Annotated in this window: 16 protein-coding genes; 3 read left to right on the top strand and 13 right to left on the bottom strand. The window is 55.2% G+C overall.

What is annotated here, in order from left to right; all coding sequences use genetic code 11:
* Window positions 1-56: 56 nt before the first annotated feature.
* A complete protein-coding gene (locus tag NZD89_RS07530; protein ID WP_268007116.1) occupies window positions 57-1,607 on the bottom strand; it encodes a Na+/H+ antiporter NhaC family protein in 1,551 nt (516 codons plus the stop codon).
* A gap of 196 nt (window positions 1,608-1,803) precedes the next feature.
* Here NZD89_RS07530 and NZD89_RS07525 point away from each other — a divergent pair, with 196 nt between their 5' ends.
* Window positions 1,804-2,259 carry a hypothetical protein gene (locus NZD89_RS07525; protein ID WP_268007115.1) on the top strand — a complete coding sequence of 152 codons (456 nt, stop codon included), beginning with the start codon at window positions 1,804-1,806 and terminating at the stop codon, window positions 2,257-2,259.
* Window positions 2,260-2,529: 270 nt separating this feature from the next.
* Here the strand turns inward: NZD89_RS07525 and NZD89_RS07520 are convergent, their stop codons facing one another.
* From NZD89_RS07520 to NZD89_RS07480, 9 genes are all read right to left on the bottom strand, one after another.
* Entirely contained in the window at window positions 2,530-4,044 is a 1,515-nt protein-coding gene (locus NZD89_RS07520) for a DHA2 family efflux MFS transporter permease subunit (protein ID WP_268007114.1), read from the bottom strand.
* A gap of 31 nt (window positions 4,045-4,075) precedes the next feature.
* Complete coding sequence (locus NZD89_RS07515) at window positions 4,076-4,537, bottom strand: MarR family winged helix-turn-helix transcriptional regulator (protein ID WP_268007113.1); 462 nt, start codon at window positions 4,535-4,537, stop codon at window positions 4,076-4,078.
* Between the two features lie 334 nt (window positions 4,538-4,871).
* Complete coding sequence (locus tag NZD89_RS07510) at window positions 4,872-5,438, bottom strand: beta-class carbonic anhydrase (RefSeq protein WP_268007112.1); 567 nt, start codon at window positions 5,436-5,438, stop codon at window positions 4,872-4,874.
* A 200-nt stretch (window positions 5,439-5,638) separates the two neighbouring features.
* Window positions 5,639-6,595 carry an ABC transporter permease gene (locus NZD89_RS07505; RefSeq protein WP_268008424.1) on the bottom strand — a complete coding sequence of 319 codons (957 nt, stop codon included), beginning with the start codon at window positions 6,593-6,595 and terminating at the stop codon, window positions 5,639-5,641.
* A gap of 56 nt (window positions 6,596-6,651) precedes the next feature.
* The gene (locus tag NZD89_RS07500) at window positions 6,652-7,539 is read right to left on the bottom strand and encodes an ABC transporter permease (protein WP_268007111.1); all 888 of its coding nucleotides are present in this window, start codon (window positions 7,537-7,539) and stop codon (window positions 6,652-6,654) included.
* Window positions 7,540-7,616: 77 nt separating this feature from the next.
* Window positions 7,617-9,380, bottom strand: coding sequence for a peptide ABC transporter substrate-binding protein (locus tag NZD89_RS07495; protein WP_431308699.1), 1,764 nt, complete (start codon window positions 9,378-9,380; stop codon window positions 7,617-7,619).
* Between the two features lie 163 nt (window positions 9,381-9,543).
* Complete coding sequence (locus NZD89_RS07490; RefSeq protein WP_268007110.1) at window positions 9,544-10,512, bottom strand: ABC transporter ATP-binding protein; 969 nt, start codon at window positions 10,510-10,512, stop codon at window positions 9,544-9,546.
* Between the two features lie 14 nt (window positions 10,513-10,526).
* Entirely contained in the window at window positions 10,527-11,492 is a 966-nt protein-coding gene (locus tag NZD89_RS07485; protein ID WP_268007109.1) for an ABC transporter ATP-binding protein, read from the bottom strand.
* Window positions 11,493-11,779: 287 nt separating this feature from the next.
* Window positions 11,780-13,018: an MFS transporter gene (locus NZD89_RS07480; RefSeq protein WP_268007108.1), complete on the bottom strand. Its 1,239-nt coding sequence runs from the start codon at window positions 13,016-13,018 to the stop codon at window positions 11,780-11,782.
* 164 nt (window positions 13,019-13,182) lie between these two features.
* Here NZD89_RS07480 and NZD89_RS07475 point away from each other — a divergent pair, with 164 nt between their 5' ends.
* Together NZD89_RS07475 and NZD89_RS07470 are read left to right on the top strand one after the other, a co-directional pair.
* A complete protein-coding gene (locus NZD89_RS07475; protein ID WP_268007107.1) occupies window positions 13,183-13,866 on the top strand; it encodes a response regulator transcription factor in 684 nt (227 codons plus the stop codon).
* Between the two features lie 71 nt (window positions 13,867-13,937).
* Entirely contained in the window at window positions 13,938-15,194 is a 1,257-nt protein-coding gene (locus tag NZD89_RS07470; RefSeq protein WP_268007106.1) for a sensor histidine kinase, read from the top strand.
* A 40-nt stretch (window positions 15,195-15,234) separates the two neighbouring features.
* Here NZD89_RS07470 and NZD89_RS07465 read toward each other — a convergent pair whose 3' ends face one another.
* Genes NZD89_RS07465 through NZD89_RS07455 form a run of 3 tightly spaced genes read right to left on the bottom strand, consistent with a single transcriptional unit; the run spans window position 15,235 to window position 18,201 of the window.
* A complete protein-coding gene (locus NZD89_RS07465) occupies window positions 15,235-16,029 on the bottom strand; it encodes a lipoate--protein ligase family protein (RefSeq protein WP_268007105.1) in 795 nt (264 codons plus the stop codon).
* Complete coding sequence (locus NZD89_RS07460; protein ID WP_268007104.1) at window positions 15,986-17,533, bottom strand: sensor histidine kinase; 1,548 nt, start codon at window positions 17,531-17,533, stop codon at window positions 15,986-15,988. The genes NZD89_RS07465 and NZD89_RS07460 overlap by 44 nt, the downstream gene beginning before the upstream one ends.
* Window positions 17,530-18,201 (bottom strand): response regulator transcription factor, encoded by a 672-nt coding sequence (locus NZD89_RS07455; RefSeq protein WP_268007103.1) that lies wholly within the window; start codon window positions 18,199-18,201, stop codon window positions 17,530-17,532. The genes NZD89_RS07460 and NZD89_RS07455 overlap by 4 nt, the downstream gene beginning before the upstream one ends.
* Between the last annotated feature and the right edge of the window lie 19 nt (window positions 18,202-18,220).

The raw sequence follows: 18,220 nt of genomic DNA, 5'->3' as shown, positions 1-18,220 counted from the left end.
AGTTGAAGCAAATCTCCAGTCGACGAATGAAGAGTACTCATCGCGGAGTCCTCCCATTAGAGGACCCATTCGACGACGATGTACAAGAGGACACAAATCCCCGCGGCGATGGCCGCGCTCTTCGTTTTGTAGTTGGCATAGCGCATCACGGGTAGCTTCATCATCGTCGCCATGGCAACCGTGTTGTCGCTGAGTGGCGACGCAAATCCGCCGAATGTCCCACTGGCAAAAATGGCCCCGGCAATCAGTGGCAACCCGCCAGCGCCGGTAGCCGCGAGCGAAAAACCGAGCGGCATCAACATGCCCCACGTGCCGAACGACGAGCCGATAAAATAGGAGATGACACAGCCGAACACAAATAGTGCTGGCACGATGAACGCGTGCGGCACGAACCGGGTGATTTCGCGCTGGCAGAACTGGGAAAAGCCGAGATCGCTCGAAACGGCCGACACGGCCCAGATGAGGACCAGCAGCACGATGACGGACATCATCTCGTTGCCGCCCTGCATAAAGCCAAACATCGTGCGGTCGATAGGTTGGCGTCGACATGCGTAGAACACAAACATAAAGACGAGCGTTGCGATGAGCGCCTGCAACATCGCCGCCGACGCATTGGCCTGGACGAGTGCCTGAAACACGCCGCGCCCGCCATTCGCGAATCCGGAGACGTACGTGAGGCCAATGGTGAGGACGAGTAGGACGACGAGCGGAACGATCAGATTGGCCGCGCTCGGATGCACCCGCTCCGATACGAGTTCGACAGGGTCGGGAATGTCCTTGTCGGTATCTTGTCGCGCGTCGCTGCGGCGAACGTCCACACCCGGAACGGCGCCGATGGCGCCGGTTTCCATGCTGGCCATCGCCGCGACCTGGCGCATCTTCTGCTCGATATGGCGGCGGTTCCGGGAACCGAGATAGTCCGGCTCGGTCGCCTGTGACGTTTGCGCCGTGGCACGAGCGTGGTTGCGGGTGAAAAACGTGAGAACGAAGCCCACGACGAGCATCACCCAAGCGAAGAAGTTGAACGGCACGCTCGCGATGAAGAGGCTGTAGGGAGTATAGGTGGTTCGGGTGTGATCGAGTGAGGTGTGCATGAGCCCCACCATGTACCCGACAAACGCCGTACCGAGCGGAACAATGGCACATAGTGGGGTCGACGTGACGTCGATGACATACGCTACCTTCTCGGGCTTTACACCCAGCCGGGTGAAGATTCGCCGCACCACCGGTGCGATGGTGATAATCCGAAAGTCAGGCGCCATGAACGTCGCGATGGAAGATGCCCACGTGAGGACAAACGCTCCGCGCTCCGTCTTGATGCGCTTCCCTATCCACTCCGCAAATCCAGCTACTCCTCCAGTAACCCGAATGAGGCCGACGAACGCACCGAATCCGTACAGAAACAGAACCAAGTTGAGATTGCCGCTTGTTGTGGTCTCACGAACCACGTATGTGATGGCCGACTGCAGGCCTCCAAGCATTGAAGGATGGAGTAGATAAGCGCCGATGAACAACCCGATGGCGAGCCCCGGAATAACCTGTTTGGTCCACAGCGCGATGGGAATGACCACAAAAAATGGAACCAGCGACACAATGCTCCCGTACATGCGCGAACTCCTTTCTTCACAGCAACTGAGACAAACATTAAGTTGCCTTAAATGGAAAAAAGCATGCACCAAAATACCAGAAGCATGGCCACCGCACAGCTCGTACTCGGTGAACGATAGGACGATGGAATTCATACAGTTTTTCAAACTGCGTAGAATACGATCCCGACGAGGAGCGGAATAAGGGGGGCGCACAATGTGGTGGACAACGCTCGACATGATTGAATCTGCGACCATCGTTTCGTCGGTCGGCACGCTGGCGATTGCGCTGTGCTCGCTATATCAGACTCGCCGCAGTGTCATCGATTCGTTCGTACCGGTGTTGTCAATCGACGAAATATCGATAGAGCCCAGTGAATTGACGGTGCGAATACGAAACTACGGCACCGGACCGGCACTCGACGTCATGATGCTTCTTCAAGTGAACCACCACGTCGTCACCCCGGACATCTTCCTCGATGACCATCCTATCTCCGTGCTCCACGTCGGTACCAACGAGGCGAAAGACGTTCGCTTGAAACCCGTAGGCCAAGAACCTACCGATTGGTCGAAAGCGACCCTGCACGTGAAATTCGAATGCATTCGCAGGCGTCACCGCCAGGTGACGTTTTGTATTTCGTCATTTTTGAACGAGGTGGCCGGACGAGCATGAATCCGCTCCACACAAATTACACATCGTCTCCATCCCCACGCAAAACCGGATGATTATAATTGAGCTCGTAGTCGACCTCAAGTCGCCGCTTTCAATTTAAATCCTTGCCTCCAGGACAGTCGCTGTGCCAAGCGACTGTCCCTTTTTCTGAAAGCCAAGCTGTTGGTCTTCCAACCTGTCGTAGCTTCGATTGTTCCCCTGCGAATAAAAAAGAGGCGCACCATGGTGCACCCCTGTTCTATCCCCTCACGAGAGTCGTGCCGCGTCACATCAGTCGTGAGCGACTGCCAAGCCCGTCTTCTGTTCCGTTTTTCTCTGAATTTGATTCGTAATCGTGTCCTCTTTCGGCGACGTCCGTTGAATGAAGAACGAGAGCAGGAACGAAACGACCGTCAATATCGTCGCGACCACAAACGCTTCGTTGATTCCCGCAACCAGACCTTGATTTAACGCCGTTGCCATATGGACCTTATCTGCAGGCGCAATGTGTTCGCGCACGATAATGGCCTTGGTGTGTGTCGCTCCCACGTTCGTCATGATGGACACGAAGAGTGCCATTCCGACTGCGCCCGCAATCATCCGCAGCGTATTCACCATCGCCGTACCGTACCGGTTCAAGCTCATCGGAAGCTCGTTCAGTCCAGCCGTAAAAATGGGCATCATTAAGATAGCCATTCCGAACATCCGAAGTGTATAGACAATGACCACGTACGTAAAACTCGTGTCCAAGGTGAGGCGAGTCAGTGCATAGGTCGTGATCACAGTAATCGCCAGTCCAGACACGGCCAGCCAGCGAGCGCCCATTTTATCGAACAGACGACCGGTGATCGGCGACATGACACCCATCACAATTCCGCCCGGCAACAGCATGAGACCGGAGAGCAGCGGCGAAAATCCGCGCACATTTTGCATGTAAATCGGCATTAAAATCATGCCGGAGTAGAGAGACATCGTGACGACCACGTTGATGATGGTCGTCAGGGTATACATGGGATATCGAAAAATACGAAATTCCAAAAGCGCATGCCCGACAACCCACTGCCGCCAGACAAACAGGAGAATGCCTACCCCGCCGACGACGAGCATCGTCACCACATCGGTACTGCCCCAGCCAGAGTCACCAGCTGTGGCGAAGCCGTAGAGAACACCACCGAATCCGATGGTCGACAAAATCACGCCCAACACGTCCAGCTTCGGACGACTCGTCTCGGATACGTTCTTCAGTACAAACACGGAGATGACGAGATCGATGAATGCAATCGGTAAAATGATCAGGAACAATACACGCCACGAGTGGCTCTCGACAATCCACCCGGAGAGCGTTGGCCCGATGGCCGGTGCAAAGTTGATGGATATCCCGAAAATGCCCATCGCCGCACCGCGCTTTTCAGGTGGAAACAAGGTGAAGATGATGTTGGTGATGAGTGGAAACAGAATGCCTGCCCCAGCCGCCTGAACGACGCGACCCACTAGGATACAGGCGAAATTTGGTGCGATACAACAGATCAGAGTCCCGGCTGTGAAAAGTCCCATCGACGTGATGTACAATTGCCTTGTCGTGAATCGGTCCATCAGAAACGCGGTGATTGGAATCACAATCCCGTTGACCAACATGAAGATGGTCGTCAGCCAATCCCCGGTCGTCGCAGTGATGTGTAATCGATCCATCATTTGCGGCAATGCTACGTTGATTAACGTTTGATTTAAAAATGCGACGAATGCGCCCACTAAAATAATTGCGAAAATCGGTCCAGTGCGGACTGGATTTACGGATGCTTGCCCCATACTCATCTCTCCATCTGCAATAATCTCAAAATCATTCTCTATTTAGAGCCTCTATCAGTTTTTGATGTAGCGCGAGCATGGCGTCTATATCGTTGTCGGATAAGTCTAGGAATCGTAAAAAGGCGTTGCGCATGCACGACTCTTCTCCAAACGCCTGATTCTTTAACTCCACGCCTTTCGGAGTGAGTCGAATCGCGATAGTTCTTTGGTCATCCTCTAGTCGATGGCGTTCCACCGCACCGGATTCCACCAGTCGCTTCACGACGCCACTCATCGTGCTGCACCCGATTTGGCAGCTCTCGGCCAAGGCTCCCAAGGACAAGGCCGAATCGTCCGTCAGCGTTCGCAGCACCATCAATTGAACTAGCGTCAGCCCTAAGGATTCCGCCTGATGACGCCACAGTCGATCCATCGAACGGTTGACTTGGCGAAACGAATCGATAAGCACCCCAGCTCGCTGTCGACCATTCATCAAATCCGTCGTCGTATCCAAATGTCCGCCCCCTACGGTTCATTTCGAGTACAAACATTTCGCTTACGAAATAAAAGCAGCATTAACTATGATACAGAGTTCATGATTGTAAGCACAATGGGAAGCGTGTGAACAATTGGTGACAATTGATTCGTCCATATCGGAAAGTTTCGCTCTTTCCAGCGAGGGGTGACGCAGTGCAGGAACTGCGGGTAACGCACCAAATTGCGCGCCTTCTGTGGAGACCCGCCCTGCACATTGGCAAGGGCAGAGCGGGCGTCTGAGTCCTTCCAGGGAGGGGTGAATGGGGTGATTCGACGCGTCGCGCGAATCGCACAAAGGCTTGTGAGACCCGTTATTGGTCTTGATAGCCGTTGACGACGACGTCCAGTTTCCCAGTTTCAGGGTCGATGATCAGGCCGTGTACCACCAGCGACTTCGGCAACAGCGGGTGATTTCGAATCATTTGAACGCTGCGGCGCACGCTGTCGGGAATCGATTCAATTCTCTGGAGCCATTCACTCAAGTCGATGCCCGCATACTCCAACGTTTCAATCGTCTCTGGTAGGACGCCGCTATTGGTCATTTTTTTGATGGTCTCATCTGGATTAATACTACTCATACCGCACCCGTGATGACCGACGACGCAAATCTCGTCCGCGCCGAGGTCGTACACCGCGACAATGATGCTGCGCATGATACTGCCAAATGGATGGGAAACGACTGCCCCAGCATTTTTGATAAACTTCGCGTCGCCATTCTTCAGATTCATGGCACGAGGCAACAAGTCACTGAGCCGCGTATCCATGCACGATAAGATGATGAGATTTTTATTAGGAAATTTAGATGTCTGATACTGTTCATATTGACGACCTTCTACAAATCGCTGATTGTGTTCCAATATTTGTTGCAACTGGTTCACTTTAAGCCCACCTTTCGAACACGGTCGTATACGTGTTGTACACTCCGATGATAGTTTTTTTGCGACGTATTTGCCAGTACCCATCCTCTACTCCATCTGATCGCGTCCCGTGCGGCACGGATGGTCGAGTTTCGAGGCAGGCGTCTCGGCACACAAAAACGGCCAGCCTACGGGCAGGCCGGCCGCGTGTGGAACCGAACTCATGACGACAAGTAACTGATCCGCGGGTCCACAACGCTATAGAGGATATCCGCAATCAGATTGCCGATAATCGTCAACGCGCCCAACAGCATCGTGACGCCTAATAGGATGGGATAATCCCGAACGTTTGTCGCATTCCAATAGAGAAGTCCCATTCCGGGATAGTTAAAGATTTCCTCCAGGAAGAGGGCGCCTGCAAACAGACCGGGAAACGACACACCAAAGAGTGTGATTTGCGGAAGTACCGAATTCCGGATGACGTGACGAAACACCACGCGCCGCTCGCGAAGTCCCTTCGCGCGCGCCGTTCGAACATAATCGAGCAGAAGCGTGTCCCGCACAGAAGATCTCATGTACCGCGACCAGCCCGCCAACGAGATGAGCGCTAGCGTGATCGATGGTAGAATCAGGTGATGCAATCGGTCAAGGAAGCCCGGATTCGGATCTTGGTTGTTGATAATGCCGCCGGCAGGAAACCATTTTAAATCGATTGCGAAGACGATCACCATAATGATTCCCAACCAATACGCCGGCATTGAATAGAAGAAGTAATTCACCACCGTGACGACGTGATCGAATATGGAATTTTCAAAATACGCCTGAATAGTGCCTAAGATGATGGCGAACAACTGTGCCAACAGCGTGGCGAACAATACCAGGGACAGTGTTGTGGGCATCGCGTTCAAGATGACGCCCGTGACTGGTTTGCCGAACTCGTAGGAAAACCCGAGGTTTCCCTGACACAAGTGCCCCAACCAGAGGAAATATTGCTGCCAGAGCGGTTTGTTCAGACCTAATTGTTCAGAGAGGGCTGCCGCCCGCGCAGCAGTATAGTGGTCACCCAACATAATGCGAACGGGATCGCCAGGCACAATATGAAGGAGGACAAACGACATAATGCTAATGCCGAGGAGGGCTGGAATCGCCTGCAAAATGCGCTTCACGATGTAGTTCACCAACGGAAATCACCCCTCTTTCGTACGATTCGCGATGGACACTCTCGTCGACTGCTTCAATCGACTCGAGTTTCCAATGCGTGGCGGAGACCATCTCCGATGAAATTGACAGACAACTGGGACAGTAAGATCAGAATGCCCGGTGGGTATATCAGCCACCAAGAGTTCTGGAAGATATAGTTGAGCGATTCGGATAACTCAGCGCCCCAGTTCGGTGCCGGGGGTGGAAGTCCCAGCCCCAAGAAACTGAGTCCGGCAATCGTCAGGATGCTGTCCGCGACGCTAAATGTCGTTGTGACGAGGACCGTTCCAATAAAGTTTGGAACTAAGTACTTCAGCATCAGTCGCCATGGGCCGACGCCAGCCAGACGTGCCGCTTCGACGTATGTCTCCGTCTTGATCTTCAGAACTTCGCCGCGAACGATACGGCTGACGGTCAGCCAACTCGTGGAAGCAATGACGAAAATCATCAGCACAACACTCGGTTTGAACGTGACGTCTAGGAACAGCAGGATAAATAGACTTGGAATCGAGAGCAAAACGTCTACGATACGCATCAAAATGATATCCGTCCATCCACCGACGAGGCCACTGATCATCCCGTACAAGGTTCCGAAGGCCATCGCGACAAATGCCGACAAAAAGCCGACTTCCAGAGATGAGCGCCCACCGACCATCAGTCGGGACAAGACGTCGCGTCCAAGGTCATCCGTACCCATTGGATGAGTTGCGGAAGGGGGCTGCAACATATGTGTGATGTTTTGTGCCAGCGGGTCGACATGGTAGAACACAGGGCCTAGGAATGAAAAGGCGAACAAAAAAAGTACGCCGATAATCCCCGCAGTGCTTAAAGGATAGCTCCAGAAGCGCCTCCACGCCCGAGACCGGCCAGATGACTGAACCGCAGGACGTTTTTGCTCTAGTAACTCAGCCGGTGTAACCATGGTTCCTCCTTCCTGGTCCGAGACTCGCAAGTGCGCGCCCCGGACCCATTGCATAAACTTATAGGCTCAGGCAACGGCTATTTCGACATCCAGACGTATTGGAACAAGGGATATCCTGTGGTCGGATTCAGGTACTGCGCGGTCGCGTTGTGTACGTTTGGCGCCGTGACGGTCAGCGTGCCCGGGTTTGGGTTCCAGATGACCGGCGCATCCTTCGACAAAGCGTATTCGTAGTTGTAGAAGTCCTGTTGTGACTGCTGTGCGGAAGCGGCCGGTTGATTTGTCGTCGCAATCAGCTTGTCGATGCTCGGGTTGTCATAACCGAAGTTGTCGAGTCCGCCTGGCTCAAAGAGCTGTTCCCCTGTTGGGTACGATCCGCCGTAGATCACGCCCTGCGCACCAGCCGCCGTCCATTGACTGCTATCCTTTGGATTGTCCATGATTCCTATCAAGGTGGCGAACGGCGTCGGTTTTAACGTCACGTCGACGCCCATCTGCTTCCAATCCTGCTGAATTAACTGCTCCATCTGATCGGTCGACGCGCTGCCGCTGGAGTACATCAACGTGAACTTCAATTGCACGCCGTTCTTGGTCATCACGCCGTTTTGGAGCGACCATCCGTCCGATTCGAGCAATTTTTTACCGGCGTCGATGTTGAACGGGAACATTGGTTTTGCGAGGCGGGGATCTAAATACTTGGTACTGGGCTTAGTCGGAATGGCGCCGTACTGTGGCGCTGCCACGCCGTGGTAGATATCTTGCACGATGGCATCTTGGTCGACGCCCATCTGCAGGGCTTCACGAACTTTTAGATCGTTAAATGCGCTGTACAGCGGGGAACCCTTTTGAAGGTTGAGCTCGGTGTCAAAATACGCAAAGCGGTAGCCCGCTGTAATGACGTCACCCTGCGACTTCAGCGCGTTCTCGGAACCGATCTGAGCGAGATCGAGATAGCCAAGGTTGACAGACCCTGTTTTGAGCGCGGCGAATTCGGAGTCGCTCGAGCCTTCGTATTCAAAGATCAACTTGTCGAGCGTGCTCTTGTGACCGTCGAAATTGTCGTTTGGTACCATCGTCCAGGACTGGTTGTTCACTGCACTCTGCAGTTTAAACGCACCATCGACCACCTTGAAGAAGGTGGGGTCGGTTGCCTCTTTACCCAAGTAGGTAATTTCCTGAGTCATGTTGTTCGGATACTTGTTCCAAGCGTGTTGTGGGAATGCGTACAACTGACCGATCCCGTTGTAGATAAACCACTGCTGGTTGACTGCCTTTTTCAGCGTCACGACCACGGTGTGATCGTCGGTCGCTTTGACGCTCTGTATATTAGCTGGAACGCCACCGGATCCGGCGTTGTAATTCGGCCACGGCGCCGGTGCTTTCGGATTGTCGGTGGCGGCGATGATGTTGTATCCCCAGACGACGTCCTGGGCAGTCACAGGTTGACCATCGGACCACTTGTATTTGGGATTGAGGGTAATCGTGTACTGCGTCCCCGCTTTATTGTAGGAGACGTTGGACGCAAGCGAATCGTTGTAATCGATGTCGTAATTATTGTCGATGTACAGTACGGGCATGAACATCTGGCTGAACAGTTCCGCGTTATAGATGCTCGCGTTCTGCGAGTTTTCTAGTGGAAAATACCATGTGAGGTTGGTCTGTGGCGGCAGCGCGACGACGAGCGTTCCGCCCTTCTGCGGCGTCTGCCCGCTGGATGTTGCCGTACTGGTATTTGAACTATTCGACGTGCTCGAGGTGTTTGTCGAGTTTCCGCAACCGGCAGCAGCTAGGATGACGGCCGTCGTGACGCCGGCCAAAAGTAGCATCGGACGAGATTTCACTTCGAATTCCCCCTTTTTATCTGCAAGTTTAATGATGCTTCTCTTCACCTCGGTGCGAGATTCCGAGGTGTTGTGCTCGACCTGTTGAATTCGATAGACATGAGAACGAAGATGCCTGCGCTGTGCTCAGTTCCTCACTCCTTTCACGATTCGAGCCATTCACCTACCGATGCAGGTGGCACGCGACGAAGTGATCGGGACGAACCTCTTGGAGAACAGGCCGTTCTACCTTGCATTCGTCCATGACGCGCGGACAGCGGGTGTGAAATGGACAGCCTTTCGGGGGATTTGCAGGACTGGGTACATCACCTTGTAAAATGATTCGGGCCCGCCGGTTTACCCGCTTCGGTTCAGGAGCCGCTGAGATGAGGGCCTGCGTATACGGATGGAGTGGCTCCCCGTAGAGCGAATGTTTCGGTCCGATTTCCACCATGTGCCCGAGGTACATCACCCCGACCCGGTCGCTGATGTGGCGGACGACGGCCAAGTTGTGCGAAATGAACAAGTACGACAGATTGAAGTCGCTCTTTAAATCCATCAACAAGTTGAGGATTTGGGATTGAATGGACACGTCGAGCGCCGAGACCGCTTCGTCTGCGACAATCAGTTTCGGGTTGAGTGCGACCGCTCGGGCAATGCCGATACGCTGCCGCTGTCCTCCAGAGAACTCGTGAGGGTAGCGATTAAAGTCCCCGCCGCGCAAGCCGACGGTTTCCAACAGCTGCACAGCGCGCTCTGTGGCCTGACGCCCCTTTAGGACCTGATTGACGATGAGCGGCTCCGCAATCGTTTCACCGACGCTCATCTTCGGGTTCAGTGACGCGTAAGGATCTTGGAAGACCATCTGAAACTTGCGCCGGATGTCCCGCAATGCGCGCCCTCGCAATCGGCTGATGTCCTGCCCGTCGAAGACGATTTTTCCCCGCGTCGGTTGAATGATCCGCATGACCATCCGACCGGTCGTCGACTTGCCGCAGCCAGATTCACCCACGATGCCGAGCGTTTCACCCGCCTTGAGGTAGAAGGAAACCCCGTCAACCGCTTTAACCGCTCCGACCTGCCGTTTGAAAAAGCCGGCTGTGATCGGGAAATGTTTTTGTAAATCGGTCACTTCCAATAGGTTCTGACTCATCGCAATCCCCCCTCTCAAATCAGATCACAGCGAACAAAGTGACCCTTCTCCACTTCCCGGAGTTCTGGCATCGTGGCAAAGCAACTGTCCTGGGCCAAGGGACAGCGCTGCGCGAATCGACAGCCCTGTGGAAAGTTGGCTGCATTCGGCACAGTGCCAGGAATCGAGTACAACACGTCCTTCTCCTCTTCCAAGGATGGGATCGAGTCGAGGAGAGCCCTCGTATAGGGGTGCTTCGGCGTGTCGAAAATGACGTCCGCATGTACGCTCTCCACCACTTGGCCTGCATACATGACGACCACGTGATCCGCCATGTCGGCGACGACGCCGAGGTCGTGGGTGATGAGGATGATGGCCGTCCCCGTCTCTTCGCGCATTTTCTTCATCAACTCGAGAACCTGTGCCTGAATCGTCACATCCAACGCCGTGGTCGGCTCGTCGGCGATTAAGAGCTTCGGTTTGCATACCATCGCCATCGCAATCATGACGCGCTGGCGAAGACCCCCAGACAACTGGTGGGGATACTCCCGGATGATCTCATTAGCCCTCGGAACACCTACGAATTTCAGAATTTCTATCGATTGTTCCAACGCTTGCCGCTTGTTCAACCCGCGATGGCGAATCAACACCTCACCGATTTGTTCGCCGATGGTTAGGACCGGATTTAGTGCAGTCATAGGCTCCTGAAAGATCATCGATATATCGTTGCCGCGCACGTCGGCCATCTTCGCGTCCTTGAGCTGAAGGAGATCCTCGCCGTCAAAGATGATTTGACCTGTCACAATCTTTCCGTGCGGTTTCGGTACTAAGCGCATGATCGATAGGGAAGTCATGCTTTTTCCGCAGCCAGATTCACCGACGATGCAGACGATTTGACCTCTCTGCACATCGATGTCGATCCCGTCGACGGCATGCACCTCTGCATCCTTGCTGATGAAGTACGTTCGTAAGTCCCGAATGGCAAGCAGCGGTTCTGCCATCCATCTCCCCCCTTAACGCTCGGCACGCAACGCATCGGCCCCGCCGTAAAGTTAATAATATTTTTGCGAGACAAAATTAACTGACAATTCCGTGTTACAAGCGAAATTTTAGCCACCCGAAGATCCCTTGTAAACAGACCATAAATTGGAAAATGAGCATCTATTTTGTCAAAAACCCCGTCACGACTGGGCTCTTGGCACCCTTAGCCAGCAAGTTAAGAATTCTCTTATTTTTAAGTTGTGTAAGGGACCCTAACATAGGTGAAAATGTAGCGGAGAAACAGGGCTCAGAACCGTCGTTCTGGGCCCATCTCGTCGAGGTGTGGTGCCGTAAACCGGTGGTACAGCAAAAATAGAATCACCGGCAGGATGAGCGTCGGGATGGCGTAGAGGAGAATAAAGTGAAACCCGGCGTAATCGTAGAGAACCCCGCCCAGGACGGGGCCAATCATGCGACCACACGTAGCCGCGCTGCCGACGAGGCCCTGGAGTGTGCCCAAACGCCCTGCTGGCGCAATTTGCGCGATGGCCGCCGGGACGGCTGGCCAAACGAAAATCTCACCGAGCGTCGTGAGCAGCATGGCGATCACATACATCACATAGTTATGTGCAAATAACATGAAAAAGAAGCTGAGGGCCAAAAGGATCACGCCGCCGACCATATGTGCGGCCAACGACCAAAATCGCCGAGTCACATAGGATACGAGCGGTTGAGCGAGGAAGATGATCAGCCCGTTGAGTGTCCACAAGAGGCTGTACGACGCTAGCGAGTAACCGGTCGCCTGCATGTACACAGATACCGTGCTCTGCCACTGAACGTAGACCATCCACGCCGTGATATACCCTGCCAATAGAATGCCGATGCCACCCCAAGGGATGGGTGCACGTAGACCTTCGTTCGAGTCCCCCGCGTCGTCGCGCAATTGCGCGCGAATCTCGTAGAGCGGGCGCCTAAGCACTGTGACGACCAGCAAAAGCAGGGATGCGTAGCCGACTGCGATGCCAAAGAACACGGAGCGAAACGAGTTCGACGCCATGGCGCCCCCGAGCGCAGTACCGATGGCGACCCCGAGGTTGTTCGAGACGTACAGAAAGTTGAACGCCCGCCGCCCACCTGCGGGCCAGGCGTGGCCGACGACTGCGTTAAAGACTGGGAACGGAATGGCGCAGGACGTGCCAAACACGGCCATCACCAGGACATATACCGCAAAGCTTGGCGTGATGGCCGGAAGCAGAATGACGAGACAACTGACCACGAGCGTGAACACCATGACTCGCATGGCACCAAAGCGATCGTACAACCAGCCGCCGATGAAGCTGCCAAGCAACCCTGTACCGGAATACACCATCATCACCATTCCGGCGACCGCCATACTCTTGTGAAGACTTGTGTGAATGTAAATGGAATTCACTGGCCAGAGCAGTGACAAGCCACCTACGTTTAACAGGCATCCGAGCCCGAGCAACCACACGACCAGGGGGATATCGGTCTGCATGTGTTTGCTCCGGCTGAGCGCGCGAATCATGAACATCCTCCTTCGACGTTCGAGCACGTCGTGTAAGCGCTTAATCGTCTGTAATTGCGGTCTATGCGCGCGTCTAAGCAGGCGATAGTATATCACGTTCAATCTGTGGTGCAAACCATGTACAATAGAACAAGGACACTTTGCAGGGTAGGGAGGCACGAGGTGTGCGTATTTTACTCGTGGAGGACGAGCGAAGACTCGCCGCAGCACTTAAACAACTGCTGAAAGAGAATCAATACGTGGTCGATGTCGAACACGATGGAGAAATGGGTTACGACTTGGCCACGACGGATAGTTATGACATTATCATCCTCGACATCATGCTGCCAAACATGTCCGGGATAGACATCCTCAAGGGGATGCGCGAGCAGGAAATCCAAACGCCGGTCCTGCTGCTCACCGCCAAGGACACTGTGGAGGACCGGGTCGTCGGCCTCGACGCGGGTGCTGACGACTACTTGGTGAAGCCGTTCGACAACAAGGAACTCCTCGCGCGCGTGCGCGCGTTGACGAGGCGCACCGGGCAAATTAGCGGCACCGATGCGATGGAGGCTGGCCCGTTTCGGCTCGACTTCACGACGCGCACGGTGACGCGAAACGACGAGCCGCTGACGTTGACGGCAAAGGAGTTCCAACTTTTAGAACTGTTCATGCGCAATCAAGGCAAAGTGCTTTCCAAGGAGATCATCCTCGACAGGGTGTGGGGGCCCGATGCGGACGTCATCGGAAACGCCGTCGAGAATTACGTGCACTTCTTGCGCAAAAAGATCGACGAGGCGGATAAATCGTCATACATCGCAACCGTCCGCGGGGTGGGCTACATCTTCCACCCGGAGCCCCAATCTTGACGAGGGGCGGCGACGAGGTCCCGCCACACTCGTGCGCGTCTATGTCAAAAGGGTAAAGAAGGTCTTGGTGATTGTTTAAACGACTTCGGTTTCGCATTACACTCCTGTCTGTCATTCTGCTCGTGGTGCTGTACTCCATCACGTCATTTGCCGTCTTCGCCATCGTTCGCGGGACGTATATGCAGAATATCGACAAGGATCTTCAAAATTCCGTGCAGGCATTTCTCGATGCCGGTTTCGTCCCTCCACGTGGTTTCCGGGACGTTTCCGTCATTGAGTCGTACGGCGCGGGTACGCCACTGTACTGGTCCCCTGAACTCGGTGAAAGCTTGGCGACAGACATCAACAATCGCGTAGCTAAGCTCACCAAGCGGACGTTCATCAACTACGCGACGAGTGGCGATCATTTTCGAATTTTGTTCATTCCCGTCCAATCCGCCCCGGGCGGGCAGAATATGTACCTGGCAGCCATCTTCGAGGACAGCTTTTGGCTGAATGAACTCGACAACTTGCAGCGAATCATCCTGTTCGTCGGACTCTTCGGCCTCGTGGGAGCTACGCTGGTCGGATTCATCCTGGCGGATCGGATGCTTCGCCCGATTCGCTCCGCCTGGCAGCGTCAAATCGAATTCGTAGCCGACGCGTCGCACGAGTTGCGCACGCCGCTCGCCGTCATTCAGTCTAATCTCGGCATCGTGATGGAGCACACCGATGAAACGGTCACGGAGAACCTCGAGTGGCTCAACAACGCGCACGGCGAATCGCGGCGCCTGTCCAAGCTCGTGAAAGATTTGTTGACCTTGGCGAGGTCCGACTCAGATCAGGTGGATATCGAACGTGCACCAGTGGATTTGCGAGATCTGATCCTCCACGTGCACGAGTTGTACGAGACGCTCGCACAGATGAAAGGGGTTCACTTAAAGGCGACGGTTCCCGTGCCTATCACCATCCAGGGAGACCGGGATCGATTGCATCAATTGCTGGTCATCCTCCTCGACAACGCCATGAAGTTCACAGAGGAGGGCGGTGAAATCGAGATCTCGCTGGCGCAGCAGCGCAACACGGCCCTCATTTTGGTGCGGGATACGGGACTCGGAATTGCAAAAGAGGATTTGAAGCGGGTATTCGACCGGTTTTACACGGTGGATCCAGCGAGGTCTCGGGAGCAGAGCTCAAAAGGCACAGGGCTGGGTCTCGCCATCGCCAGTTGGGTAACGGAGGCACATGGCGGCAAAATCGGCATCGAAAGCGACGGCATCGGCAAAGGTACGACGGTACATGTCGAGCTCCCCATCCCTGTGCGACCGCCAAAAGGGTCCGCCTCGTAGTTCGTACGGACCCACTGCGGCGCAAATGTGAGACGAGGTGTTAGCGCACCTGCACGTCGAGATTCGCATCCGAGTAGTATCGCTCGAGGAATCTGACGAAGTCGGCCTGAGCCGTCCGTGCGTCGTACGCCTCCTCGATCCGTTTCAGGCGAAGCAATTGCGCGAGTGAGGTCGATGTGCGTGCGTCTACTCGGTAGTCGTCTCCGACCTCCTCGTAGAAGCGATTGATGACGTCCGTCGCTTCGACCATATCCACATCGATCATGATACAGGCGTGTGCCAGGACATACCCTGGGTGGCGGGACTTTGTTCCAGCTATCCCCCCACGCCAGGCCTGCGCCGTGCCGACGAGTTTCAGACCGTCCACAAGGACGTTGTAGTTGCCGTCGCAGTAACTCCCCGGGACCGCGCCCGTGGTCGCGTCGAGACTCATGCTTTCAAACCAGTCCAATATCGGCTGACACAACAACCGGTAGTACGCGTCGGTCGTCACTTTCTCCTGCGTGCGCGGAAGGAGCAACGAGAGATTGAGTACGCCTGCCCCGTGGGGAACTGCGGTTCCGCCCGTCGGCCGCACGAAGATGGGCCATCCGAGTCCGGCCATCACCTGCATCGCCTCTTCTCCCTTTGCCCCAGCGACATCGCGCTTGCTCACCACCAGTCCCTGGACGGGCGCATGGCGCCAGACGCGCACCGTCGGGAAGCGTTCCTCGCGCCCGACCTCGCGCGCCCACTCGTCGTCCATGAGGATGTTGTGCAAAGCGTTTGACGGGTCTTCGCCAGTGTTGATTTCAATGTTCAATGGCATCAGGGTAAGCAGTTCGTCGCGATTCATCTATCGGTATCTCCTTATGTTCCGTTCCAGGCGCGTGTGGTGGACCTGGAACGAGATGCTCTAGTCCAACAGGTTCTTGCATCGGCATGCGCACGATGACAGTCGTTCCCCTGCCAGGCTTCGAGCGCAAGTAAATCTTTCCTTGATACGACTCGACAATCTGTTTGCAAATCGCCAGCCCAAGTCCCGAACCGCGACTGGATGCCCTGGCGGCGTCTGCGCGGTAAAATCGGTCGAACACGTGAGGCACCACGTCCGGGTGCATGCCCTCCCCGGTATCCGACACCGTGAAGCGGACCATTCCCTCATCCCCGTGCGCTGCCAGCTCGACGCGCCCCTCTTGCGTGTGCCTGAGCGCGTTGTCGATGAGCACGACGAGGACTTGATGGAGGTCATCTTCGTCCATAAAGGCGCGCGCCTGCGACGTCATGTGTACCCGAACGACGATATCGAGGTCGGGGCGTAACACCGCGGCGTCTTGGCGCAATTGCGCAAACAGCGCCTGGATGTCTGCGCTCGTCAGCCCCTCCACGCGCCGCTGCGGCGCCTCTTCCAACTTCGCCAACAACAACAACTGATTGACCAGCTTTTGCAGACGGGCCACTTCCGAGTTGATATTGCGCACGGCCGGCTCCCAGACGCGGACGTTCTCCCGCCCCCACCGCCGCAACAGGTTCGCATGACCAGCGATGATGGCCAAGGGCGTTCGCAATTCGTGAGAGGCGTCCGCGATAAACCGATTCTGCTCCTGCACACCCTGGTCGATCCGGTCGAGCAGTTGGTTGATGGACTGCTGCAGCGACTCTACCTCGCCCGGGACCCTGTGCAGATTCAAGCGTGGCGACTGGTTCCATTCGACCTCCTGAATCCCCTCCATCAACAGGTTCAGAGGCCGCAGGCCTCTCTGCGTAAACCAGCGCATGCCAAAGGCAAACAGCGCGAGAATCAGCACGTCGAGCGCGGTCAACCACTCAAACGTCCACCAGGTCTCCTTCGCCAACTCGTCCGTCAGGCTGAACACCTGCAACGTGCCACTCGTGCCGTTTTGAAAGGATACCTGACGCGAAGCCACAATGGCGTGGTGCGTCCCTTTTTCATCGTGCCACTGGTACGACTGGTTCCATCTCGTTTGCGTACCGCTCTGACCGGAAGCTCCAGCGTCTAAACCGCTCGCCACCGAGTTGGCAATCTGGTTGATTCGCGCGGACGAGAACGAAGGACTGGTGATTTGAAATAGGACGTTCCCTCGATTGTCGGTCAGGCGCACGGCGGAATCGGTCACGGCGGCATACCGCTCCCAGTTGCTCGAGTCGTCCTGCTCGACGAGCTTGTCCACGCCTTGACCGAGCAGCGTCGCCATCTCCAGTTGCAAGACGTGCTTGTAGGATTGTACGCTCCGGGCGTGAAACGACACCGTGTAGATCATCGTAAAGACGAGGAGGACAATCGCACACCAAACGACACTCCACCACGTAATTCTCGCACTGAGCGTCCGCCCGATCACGCCCTCACCTCAAATCGGTACCCCTGCCCGCGGACCGTTTTGATGAAGGCCTTGTCTGGATCAACTTTTTGGCGAAGGTAGCCGATATACACGTCGACGACGTTGGTGTCGCCGACTGCGTGAAACCCCCAAACGCGCTCCAATAAGGTCTGCCTTGACCAGGTCTCATTGGGGTGGCGCAGGAGATATAACAATAGGTCGTATTCGCGGGCGGTCAATTCGACCTCCTGCGACTGATAGGTCACCCGGTGCGTATCCAAATGCACCATGACCTCGCCGAAGTAAATCGTCGGTTCGGAATTGGACGGGGCGCTCTGTCTGCGCCGCAAGGCGCGAATGCGCGCAAATAATTCCTCGATGGCAAACGGTTTGACGAGGTAGTCGTCGGCACCCGCGTCCAGTCCCTGAACTCTATCGGCGACTTCGCCTCTCGCGGTCAACATGATAATCGGAACCGCGGTCAGTTCACGAATTCCCTTGCACACGTCAAAACCGCTCATATCAGGCAAATTGACGTCCAGGAGCACGAGGTCGTAGGGATTTGTTCGCGCCAGCTCGAGTGCAGTCTGGCCATCTGTGGCGACGTTCACGATAAGTTCCTGAAGTTCGAGTTCAAGCGTGAGAAACTCCACTAACCCAGGTTCGTCCTCTACCAGCAACACAGCCATGTGCATCACCCTCACCTCA

Origin of the sequence: Alicyclobacillus fastidiosus (genome assembly GCF_026651875.1) — a bacterium.
GTDB classification, from domain to species: Bacteria; Bacillota; Bacilli; order Alicyclobacillales; family Alicyclobacillaceae; genus Alicyclobacillus; species Alicyclobacillus fastidiosus.
This window is presented reverse-complemented; position numbering and strand designations above follow the sequence as displayed.

Bases quoted from the DNA above. Each gene is read 5' to 3' on its own strand.
- NZD89_RS07530 (WP_268007116.1), bottom strand. From the start codon at position 1,607: ATGTACGGGAGCATTGTGTCGCTGGTTCCATTTTTTGTGGTCATTCCC.
- NZD89_RS07490 (WP_268007110.1), bottom strand. From the start codon at position 10,512: ATGAGTCAGAACCTATTGGAAGTGACCGATTTACAAAAACATTTCCCG.
- NZD89_RS07500 (WP_268007111.1), bottom strand. From the start codon at position 7,539: ATGGTTACACCGGCTGAGTTACTAGAGCAAAAACGTCCTGCGGTTCAG.
- NZD89_RS07485 (WP_268007109.1), bottom strand. From the start codon at position 11,492: ATGGCAGAACCGCTGCTTGCCATTCGGGACTTACGAACGTACTTCATC.
- NZD89_RS07455 (WP_268007103.1), bottom strand. From the start codon at position 18,201: ATGGCTGTGTTGCTGGTAGAGGACGAACCTGGGTTAGTGGAGTTTCTC.
- NZD89_RS07520 (WP_268007114.1), bottom strand. From the start codon at position 4,044: ATGGGGCAAGCATCCGTAAATCCAGTCCGCACTGGACCGATTTTCGCA.
- NZD89_RS07465 (WP_268007105.1), bottom strand. From the start codon at position 16,029: ATGAATCGCGACGAACTGCTTACCCTGATGCCATTGAACATTGAAATC.
- NZD89_RS07525 (WP_268007115.1), top strand. From the start codon at position 1,804: ATGTGGTGGACAACGCTCGACATGATTGAATCTGCGACCATCGTTTCG.
- NZD89_RS07480 (WP_268007108.1), bottom strand. From the start codon at position 13,018: ATGATTCGCGCGCTCAGCCGGAGCAAACACATGCAGACCGATATCCCC.